This window comes from Erwinia sp., assembly GCF_031978025.1.
Lineage (GTDB): Bacteria > Pseudomonadota > Gammaproteobacteria > Enterobacterales > Enterobacteriaceae > Erwinia.
On sequence record NZ_DALZCD010000155.1, the window covers coordinates 1 to 10,008 of the forward strand.

Sequence of the window (10,008 nt, forward strand, 5' to 3'; positions counted from 1 at the left end):
ACTCGCGACCCCGACCTTGGCAAGGTCGTGCTCTACCAACTGAGCTATTCCCGCTCTGCGTATCAGGTAAAAACTCTTCCTGTACGGGGAGCGCATTATACGAGAAATGAGAATCGCCGCAAGCCTGCGAGCCGACTTTTTTTCGCTTTGTCGCCTGACTGCTGACAAAACCAGCATAACGCTAACTTTGTCAGCACTCTGTTACTACAGTTGGATAAAGTGCTCGCGGTAATAAGCCAGCTCGGCCACCGACTCACGGATATCATCCATCGCCTGGTGAGTGCCCTGCTTTTTAAAGCCCGCGAGTATCTCCGGTTTCCAGCGACGTGCGAGCTCCTTGAGCGTACTGACATCCAGATAGCGATAGTGGAAGTAAGCTTCCAGCTCCGGCATATATTTAAACAGGAAACGGCGATCCTGAGCGATGCTGTTGCCGCAGATAGGGGAACTGTTTTCCGGCACCCACTTTTTCAGAAACGCCAGCGTTGCCTGCTCGGCGGCGCGATCGTCGTACTGACTCGCTTTTACTCGCTCAACCAGCCCGCTGCCGGTATGGGTGTTAACATTCCACTCGTCCATCAGCGCCAGCTGCGCATCGGACTGATGGACGGCAAACACCGGGCCTTCCGCAAGAATATTCAGATCGGCATCGGTCACCAGCGTGGCGATTTCGATAATACGATCCTGTTCCGGGTCCAGGCCGGTCATTTCAAGGTCAATCCAGATCAGATTACTGGCATTTACTGTCATAGGGTTTCTCGCCGTGGCTTATATCATCATACGTTAGGGTGTATCATAAACGTTTTGCCCTGTCAGGGCGAAGCTAAGCCTGTGAGGAAGAGTGAGTAAAAACAAACTGTCTAAAGGTCAGCAACGTCGCGTCAGTGCCAACCATGAGCGCCGCCTGAAGCAGCGCGCCGACAAGCCGGAGCCGGACGATAGCCTGTTTGGTGAGGCGCGCGATGGCGTAGTGATCAGCCGTTTTGGCATGCACGCCGATGTGGAAGATGCTGACGGCAGCGTCCACCGCTGTAATATTCGCCGCACCCTTCGTTCGCTGGTAACCGGCGACCGCGTACTCTGGCGGCCCGGCGTGCAGAGCGCTAAAGGTATCGTGGAAGCGGTGCATGAACGCACTTCAGTGCTGACCCGTCCCGATTTCTACGATGGCGTAAAGCCTATTGCCGCGAATATCAATCAGATCGTTATCGTCTCGGCCATTCTGCCGGAGCTGTCGCTGAATATCATCGACCGCTATCTGGTAGCCAGCGAAACGCTGGATATCGAACCGCTGCTGGTGCTGAACAAGACGGATCTGCTGGATGACGAAGGCAGAGCCTTTGTCGAAGAGCAGATGACTATTTATCGCAAGATCGGCTATCGCGTCATCATGGTTTCCAGCCATCGCAAGCAGGGCCTGAGCGAGCTGGAAGCCGCACTGGTTGATCGGGTCAGCATTTTTGCCGGTCAGTCAGGCGTAGGCAAATCGAGCCTGCTTAACGCGCTGCTGGGGCTGGACTCGGCAGTGGAAATCCTGACCAATGATGTTTCTGACGTCTCCGGCCTTGGCCAGCACACCACTACTGCCGCCCGTCTTTACCACTTTCCTAACGGCGGTGACGTTATCGATTCCCCGGGCGTGCGCGAATTCGGTTTATGGCATCTGGAACCGGAACAAATTACCCGAGGATTTGTCGAATTTCGTGCGTTTTTAGGTCACTGCAAATTTCGTGACTGCAAGCACGACACCGATCCGGGCTGTGCTATCCGTGAAGCTGTAGAACGCCAGGAGATTGATGCGTCGCGTTTTGCCAACTACCACCGAATCCTGGACAGCATGTCCGATATGCAGTTAAAAACGCGCCGCAGTTTTTCTGAAAACAGCGACTGAAGATCCGCGCGGCGGGCGCCGTAGCCGGAATGCACGGACGCTGTTACAATCCGCACCCTTAATTATTTCAGAAAGCCAGGAGGCTATTGTGTTGGATCGTCTGAAGCTCGGCCTGAATGCTGTTTTGCCGAAAAAAGGCCTTACTGAACTGGCTGGTTGGGGCGCAGGCAAGCGCGCCGGCTGGCTGACTAAAGCCGTTATTGATATTTTTGTCTGGTTCTACAAAGTCGATATGAAAGAGGCGCAAAAGTCGGATACCGCCAGCTACCGGACGTTTAACGACTTTTTTGTTCGTCCGCTGCGTGACGAGGCCCGCCCCATTGAAACCGATCCCAACCTGCTGGTGCTGCCGTGCGACGGCGCGATTAGCCAGCTGGGCCACATCGACGACGATCGTATTTTCCAGGCTAAAGGCCACACTTACACCCTGGAGGCGCTGCTGGCGGGTGACGTAGCGATGGCCGATATGTTCCGCAACGGCGAGTTTGTCACCACTTACTTAGCCCCGCGCGACTATCACCGCGTGCATATGCCCTGCAATGGCATCCTGCGTGAGATGATCTACGTGCCTGGCGATCTCTACTCCGTGAATCCGTTGACGGCGCAAAACATTCCTAATCTGTTCGCCCGTAATGAACGTGTTATCTGCCTGTTCGATACCGAATTTGGCCCAATGGCGCAGATTCTGGTTGGCGCCACCATTGTAGGCAGTATCGAAACCGTCTGGGCAGGCACCATCACGCCACCGCGCGAAGGCGTGATCAAACGCTGGCGCTGGCCAGGTGCGGATGAGGAAGGATCGGTAGTGCTGCTGAAAGGCCAGGAAATGGGCCGCTTTAAGCTCGGCTCCACCGTTATTAATTTGTTCGCCGAAGGTAAGGTAAAACTGGCGGAAAGCCTGACGCCGGAAACCACTACGCGTCTGGGCCAGACGCTGGCTATCGCACTGCAAAAAACCAGTGCTGAAGAAGTCTTACATCATCCATAGCAGAGACGTATGTTACGCCTGATCGTTATTCTTTTCGTGGGCTGGACGCTGCTCCAGCCCGCCTGGGCCGCCAGCGCGCCCGACGCTGCGCAGATTAAACAGGCTCTGGAAGAGGCAAAGTCCGCTCAGGACACGCCCAATCAGGCGGAAACCGTCGATGCGCTGCAGTCGGCGTTAAACTGGCTCGACGACCTGCAGAAGTCTCAAGCCAACGCCAGCGACTATCAGCAGGTTATTGACGACTTCCCGCGCCTTTCCCGCGAACTACGCCAGCAGCTGGTTGCGCTGAGTGACAGCAGCAAACCGGTGAGCAATACCATGACGGCAGCGGAGCTGGATCAGGAGATCCTGCAGGTCAGTAGCCAGCTGCTGGAAGAAGGTCGCCAGGCGCAGCAGGAACAGGATCGAGCCAGGGAGATCAGTGACTCGCTGGCCCAGCTGCCGCAGCAGCAAACCGATGCCCGACGGGCGCTGAATGAAATCGAACGGCGCCTTCAGGCTCAGCCAACGCCCGGCACGCCGGTTGCCCAGGCGCAGCTCTCTGCCCGTCAGGCAGAGTCGGCGGCGCGCAAAGCCCGCGTCGACGAGCTGGAGCTGGCGCAGCTTTCCGCCAATAATCGCCAGGAACTGGCGCGTATGCGCGGAGAACTTCACCAGCGCAAGGCCACCCAGTTAGATGCGTATTTGCAGGCGCTACGCAATCAGCTGAACAGCCGTCGCCAGCGCGAAGCCGAAATCGCCCTGGAAAAAACGGAACAGCTGGCGGAAAACAGCGGCGAACTGCCACAAAAACTCAGCGAACAATTTCGTATTAACCGCGAGCTGTCCGCCGCCCTGAATGAACAGGCGCAGCGGATGGATCTGGTCGCCTCGCAGCAACGCACTGCCGTTAATCAAACTATTCAGGTACGTCAGGCGCTGAGCACTATCCGCGAGCAGTCGCAGTGGCTTGGCGTGTCCACCGTGCTGGGCGAGGCCCTGCGTGCCCAGGTCGCTCGCCTGCCGGAAATGCCTAAACCGCAGCAGTTGGACAACGACATGGCCCAGCTGCGCGTACAGCGGCTGCACTATGAAGACCTGCTGGAACGTCAACAACAGCTGCGTCAGCTCAGGCAGGATGACGGTACGCCCCTCACCAGCGAACAGAACCGGATTCTGGATGCCCAGCTAAAAACCCAGCGTGAGCTGATTGGCTCGCTGCTTTCCGGCAGCGATAACCTGATCCTGGAAGTCACCAAGCTTAAAGTCGCCAACGGCCAGCTTGAAGATGCGCTGCGAGAGATCAAAGAAGCAACGCACCGCTATCTGTTCTGGACGGCCGACGTCGGCGCCGTGCACCTCAACTTCCCGCTGTTGCTGATGCGCGATTTACGTAATCTGCTCTCGCTGAATACGTTGGGCCAGCTGGGCGGTGCGCTGGTCATGATGATTACCAACCGGGAAACCGTTTTGCCCATTATCGGCGCGGTATTGCTGGTGGGCTTCAGCCTGAGCTCGCGTCGCCACTATCGTGATTTCCTTGACCGTTCCGCCAGTAAGGTGGGCAAAGTTACCCAGGATCGCTTTGGGCTGACCATGCGCACCGTGTTCTGGTCGATCCTGGTTGCGCTGCCGCTGCCGGTGCTCTGGATGGCGCTGGGCTATGGCTTACAGCACGCCTGGCCCTACCCCGTCGCCGTGGCTATTGGCGATGGCATCACCGCTACCGTGCCGCTGCTTTGGGCCTTTATGATCAGTGCGGGCTTTGCCCGGTCTAAAGGCCTGTTTATTGTGCATTTTCGCTGGCAGCATAATCGGGTGGCGCGGGCGATGCGTTTCTATACGCTCTGCATCGGCTTTGTGGTGCCGCTGATCATGCTACTGATAGGCTTCGATAACCTGGATGAGCGCCACTTTTCCGCCACGCTGGGCCGCCTCTGCTTTATCCTGATCTGCGGCGCGTTGAGCCTGGTTACCATCAGCCTGAAACGTGCGGGCATTCCTCTTTACCTGGATAAAGAAGGCAACGGCGAAAACTTTATCAGCAATATTTTGTGGAACATGATGATCTGCATTCCGCTGATTGCCGCGCTGGCTTCCTGTATTGGTTACCTGGCAACCGCGCAGGCCCTGCTGGCCAGGGTGGAAACCTCGCTGGCAATCTGGTTCCTGCTGCTGATCATTTACCACATTATCCGCCGCTGGATGCTTATTCAGCGCCGCCGCATCGCTTTCGATCGCGCACGCAACCGTCGTGCAGAGATTCTTGCACAGCGTGCTAAAGGCGAGGAAGAAACTGCCGCGACGCAAAGCCCGGAAACCGAAGTCGATGAACCGGTGATCGATCTGGATGCGATCAGCGCCCAGTCGCTGCGGCTGGTGCGTTCCATCCTGACGCTGATTGCGCTGGTGTCGGTCATTGTCCTCTGGTCGGAGATCCATTCAGCGTTTGGCTTTCTGGAAAATATCAGGCTGTGGGATGCCAGCACAACGGTACAGGGCGTGGAAAGCCTTGAACCGATCACGCTCGGCTCGGTGCTGATCGCCGTCCTGGTGTTGATTATTACCACTCAGCTGGTGCGCAATATGCCAGCGCTGCTTGAGCTGGCGCTGCTCCAACACCTTAATCTGACGCCTGGCACCGGCTACGCCATCACTACGCTAACCAAATACACGCTGATTTTGGTTGGCGGCCTGACCGGGTTCTCAATGATTGGTATCGACTGGTCGAAGCTGCAATGGCTGGTGGCGGCTCTTGGTGTGGGATTGGGATTCGGCCTGCAGGAGATTTTCGCCAACTTTATTTCCGGTCTGATTATCCTGTTTGAGAAACCGATCCGCATCGGCGATACCGTTACCATTCGCGACCTGACCGGCAGCATTACGCGCATCAACACGCGCGCGACAACGATTACCGACTGGGATCGCAAAGAAATTATCGTGCCGAACAAAGCCTTTATTACCGAGCAGTTTATTAACTGGTCGCTTTCCGATTCCGTTACGCGCGTGGTGCTGACTATTCCGGCATCGTCAGAGGCCAACAGCGAAGAAGTGACCAACGTGCTGCTGACCGCCGCGCAGCGCTGTCAGTACGTGCTTGATACGCCGCCACCGGAAGCCTTTCTGGTGGATTTACAACAGGGCATTCAGCTGTTTGAACTGCGTATTCATGCAGCGGAGATGGGGCACAGGATGCCGCTGCGTCACGAACTGCATCAGCTGATCCTACAGGGTTACCACGAGCACGGGCTGGAGATGCCCTTCCCACCTTTCCAGGTGCGGATGGAAACTATCGGACGTAAAACACCGGTCAACAACGGCGCTCCGGCGGCCAGAACGTATAAATCAGGCGGACTGTAAAAGCGAGCCAGCACAGTAAGCAGATAGGCAGTACCTGCGCAGGCCGGAAGCACAAACGAGTCTGGCAGACTGGATATGCAGAGGCTGGTAAGCACAAAAGAATCTGGCAGACTGGACATGCAGAGGCAGGAAGAACAGGCGAGCCAGGCAGGCTGGGTATGCAGAGGCTGGTAAGCACAAACGAGTCTGGCAGACTGGGTATGCAGAGGCTGGTAAGCACAAGCGAGTCTGGCAGACTGGATATGCAGAGGCTGGAAGCACAAAAGAGTCAGGCAGGCTGTACAGCCCGCCAGAAACAGGCAGGCCAGGGAGCAATCCCTGGCCTTTTTTCAGGCTAAATCAGCAGCGGTCGACGGAGAAAGCGATGACTTCGCTCAGCTGCGATGCCTTGAGCGCCAGCATCACAATGCGATCCACCCCCAGCGCCACACCGGAACATTCCGGCATTCCGTGGGCCAGTGCGTCCAGCAGGTGAGTATCAATCGGCTGCTGCGGCAGGCCGAGCGCCGCTCGCTTGCGGTTATCCTGCTCAAAACGCTGGCGTTGTTCACGGCTGTCGGTCAGCTCACGGAAGCCGTTGGCCAGCTCAATTCCTTTGAAATAAACCTCAAAGCGTTCAGCCACACGATGATCTTCAGTACTGATTTCCGCCAGTGCCGCCTGGCTGGCTGGAAAATGATAAACAAACGCCGGTTTCTCTTTGCCAATTTGCGGCTCAACGCCAGTGACAAACAGCAGCTGTAGCAGCGTGTCGCGATCTTCTTCGCGGTTAGCTAAATCGCCCACGCCCAGTTTTTCCGCTACTTCACGCATTTGCGTTTTATCCGCAGACAGCGGATCCATTTCCAGATGACGCAGAAAGGCCTGCTGGTAGGAGAGCGTTTCCGCAGGCGCGCATTCCAGCACCTGCTGAAGCAGATCGTCCACCTCGTTCATTAACCGATACATATCATAATGCGGCCGGTACCACTCCAGCATGGTGAACTCGGGGTTATGGTGGCGTCCCGCTTCTTCATTACGGAAGCAGCGGCAAAGCTGAAAAATCGGCCCGCTGCCCGCCGCCAGCAGCCGCTTCATATGGTATTCCGGGCTGGTCATCAGGTAGAGATCCAGCCCCTGCGCCGCACCCGGCCCGACAAAACGCGTCTGAAAAGGAAACAGGTGAATGTCGGTTACGGTGGCCTGGCTCATCGCCGGGGTCTCCACTTCCAGCACCCCACGATCGGCAAAGAAACGCCGGATTTCAGCCATTATCGCCGCCCGTTTTAACAAGTTAGTGACGGGCGCGCTCGGCTGCCAGCTGGCCGTATCGCTCATATTTTGTACTCCTCAGGGTTCAGGGTGAAGCAGTCTACCCGAGGCGCTTCGTACAAACAAACCTACGTCGTGAAAAAAACGGCGGGCCTGCAGCCTCGTCCACAGCGGAAAACGTTAACGCCCTACCATTATTACCGTCATTTTTTCACCTGTATGCCCGAGCACATCAATTTTGCCCGCTACCTCCGGTTTTATACTGCGGTCTCCGTTAACCGAGGGCGTTCCCCTCATCCTTTCTATAACGGCCTGACAGGGAGAATATCGTGCAAACTTTTACTGCCGATCTGGTAATAGTCGGCGCTGGTGGTGCGGGGCTACGGGCGGCTATCGCTGCTGCAGAGGCCCATCCCTCGCTTACCATTGCGCTGGTTTCAAAAGTTTATCCTATGCGTAGCCATACGGTGGCCGCTGAAGGCGGGTCCGCCGCCGTCACGCAGGCCCATGACAGCTTCGATCTGCATTTTCAGGATACCGTATCCGGCGGTGACTGGCTGTGTGAGCAGGATGTGGTGGACTACTTCGTACAGCACTGCCCACAGGAGATGGCCCAGCTGGAAATCTGGGGCTGCCCGTGGAGTCGCCGTGAAGATGGCTCGGTCAACGTTCGCCGTTTTGGCGGCATGAAAATCGAACGCACCTGGTTCGCTGCCGACAAGACCGGCTTTCATATGCTGCATACGCTATTTCAGACCTCGCTAAAGTACCCCCAGATTGTCCGTTTTGATGAGCATTTCGTTCTGGACCTGCTGGTGGATAACGGCGAGGCGCGCGGGCTGGTTGCCATGAACATGATGGAGGGCGCGCTAATAAAAATTCTGGCGAAATCGGTGGTGCTGGCCACCGGCGGCGCGGGCCGCGTCTATCGCTACAACACCAACGGCGGCATCGTCACGGGCGACGGGATGGGCATGGCGCTACGTCATGGCGTGGCGCTACGGGATATGGAATTTGTGCAGTATCACCCAACCGGGCTGCCCGGTTCCGGCATCCTGATGACCGAAGGCTGCCGTGGTGAGGGCGGGATCCTGGTCAATAAGGACGGCTATCGCTACCTGCAGGATTACGGTATGGGCCCGGAAACGCCACTCGGCCAGCCGAAAAACAAATATATGGAACTGGGGCCGCGCGACAAAGTGTCGCAGGCTTTCTGGCATGAGTCACAAAAAGGCCGCACCATTCATACGCCGCGCGGCGAGGTCGTCCACCTTGATTTGCGTCATCTCGGCGAGAAAAAGCTGCTGGAGCGCCTGCCGTTTATCTGCGAGCTGAGCAAAGCCTACGTCGGTGTCGATCCTGTTACCAGCCCTATTCCTATCCGTCCGACAGCGCACTACACCATGGGCGGTATCGCGACGGACGCCCATTGTGAAACCACTTTACGCGGGCTGTTTGCCGTAGGCGAATGCTCGTCAGTAGGCCTGCACGGTGCTAACAGGTTGGGGTCAAACTCGCTGGCGGAGCTGGTGGTATTTGGTCGCCTGGCCGGTGAAAACGCCGCCAACAGAGCGCTGGAAAACCGCAACTTCGGTACCGCCGCGCTGGACGCGCAGAGCCGGGACTGCGAACAGCGTCTGAAGGCGCTGGTTAATCAACCGGGCGATGAGCGCTGGTCAACTCTGCGCGATGAAATGGGCATGACGATGGAAGAAGGCTGCGGTATCTATCGCACACCGGAACTGATGCAACAGACTATCGACAAGCTGGCAGAGCTGAAAGCGCGCTTTAGCCGTGTCCGCATCCGCGACAGCTCCAGCGTGTTCAATACCGAGCTGCTTTACGCCATTGAACTGGAACACGGGCTGAACGTAGCGGAATGTATGGCGCACGCCGCTTTTGAGCGTAAGGAGTCGCGCGGCGCGCACCAGCGTCTGGATGAAGGCTGCCGCGAACGCGATGACGACCATTTTTTGCAGCACTCGCTGAGTTTTTTCAACGCAAAGGGAGCGCCAACCATTGAATGGGGCAAGGTATCGATTACCCGCCTTCCACCGGCTAAGCGCGTTTACGGTGCGGAATCAGAACATAAGGAGGCACAGAATGGCTGACCTGATGCACTGCAACATTGCCATCCAACGCTATAACCCGGAAACGGATAAGGCCCCTTACTTTGCCACCTATGCGGTTCCCTGGGACGAACAAACCTCGTTGCTGGACGCGTTAGGGTTTATTAAAGATAACCTGGCAGGTGACCTTTCCTTTCGCTGGTCCTGCCGCATGGCTATCTGCGGCTCTTGCGGCATGATGGTAGACGGCGTGCCGAAACTCGCCTGTAAAACGTTCCTGCGCCACTATCCGCAAGGGATACGCGTGGAGCCGCTGGCTAACTTTCCTGTCGAGCGCGATTTGGTGGTGGATATGAGCCGCTTTATTGAAAACCTGGCGGCGATGAAACCCTGGATTATCGGCGATGCCTCGCTGGCACAGAACGGCCCTAACCGGCAGACGCCGGCGCAAATGGCACGCTATCACCAGT

The 10,008-nt window shown here is 57.0% G+C and carries 7 protein-coding genes; 5 read left to right on the plus strand and 2 right to left on the minus strand.

The features are described from left to right. Nucleotides 1–204: 204 nt before the first annotated feature. A complete protein-coding gene (orn, locus tag RTK32_RS13275; protein WP_312044677.1) occupies nucleotides 205–750 on the minus strand; it encodes an oligoribonuclease in 546 nt (181 codons plus the stop codon). A 91-nt stretch (nucleotides 751–841) separates the two neighbouring features. Between orn and rsgA the strand changes: the two genes are divergently transcribed. The 3 genes from rsgA (at nucleotide 842) to mscM (ending at nucleotide 6,218) form a co-directional block, all read left to right on the plus strand. Next, a complete protein-coding gene (gene rsgA / locus RTK32_RS13280; RefSeq protein WP_312044679.1) occupies nucleotides 842–1,891 on the plus strand; it encodes a small ribosomal subunit biogenesis GTPase RsgA in 1,050 nt (349 codons plus the stop codon). An 88-nt stretch (nucleotides 1,892–1,979) separates the two neighbouring features. Then, nucleotides 1,980–2,879 carry an archaetidylserine decarboxylase gene (gene asd, locus RTK32_RS13285; RefSeq protein WP_312044681.1) on the plus strand — a complete coding sequence of 300 codons (900 nt, stop codon included), beginning with the start codon at nucleotides 1,980–1,982 and terminating at the stop codon, nucleotides 2,877–2,879. A gap of 9 nt (nucleotides 2,880–2,888) precedes the next feature. After that, a complete protein-coding gene (gene mscM, locus RTK32_RS13290; RefSeq protein ID WP_312044683.1) occupies nucleotides 2,889–6,218 on the plus strand; it encodes a miniconductance mechanosensitive channel MscM in 3,330 nt (1,109 codons plus the stop codon). A 339-nt stretch (nucleotides 6,219–6,557) separates the two neighbouring features. On the opposite strand, the gene epmA is transcribed toward mscM, so the two are convergent. After that, nucleotides 6,558–7,535, minus strand: coding sequence for an elongation factor P--(R)-beta-lysine ligase (gene epmA / locus RTK32_RS13295; protein WP_312044684.1), 978 nt, complete (start codon nucleotides 7,533–7,535; stop codon nucleotides 6,558–6,560). Nucleotides 7,536–7,798: 263 nt separating this feature from the next. On the opposite strand from epmA, the gene frdA reads away from it, so the two are divergent. Beyond that, nucleotides 7,799–9,580, plus strand: a complete 1,782-nt coding sequence (frdA, locus tag RTK32_RS13300; RefSeq protein WP_312044686.1) for a fumarate reductase (quinol) flavoprotein subunit — start codon at nucleotides 7,799–7,801, stop codon at nucleotides 9,578–9,580. Beyond that, nucleotides 9,573–10,008, plus strand: a 436-nt coding sequence (locus RTK32_RS13305) for a 2Fe-2S iron-sulfur cluster-binding protein (protein WP_312044688.1), incomplete at its 3' end; no start/stop codon positions are given. The genes frdA and RTK32_RS13305, both read left to right, overlap by 8 nt.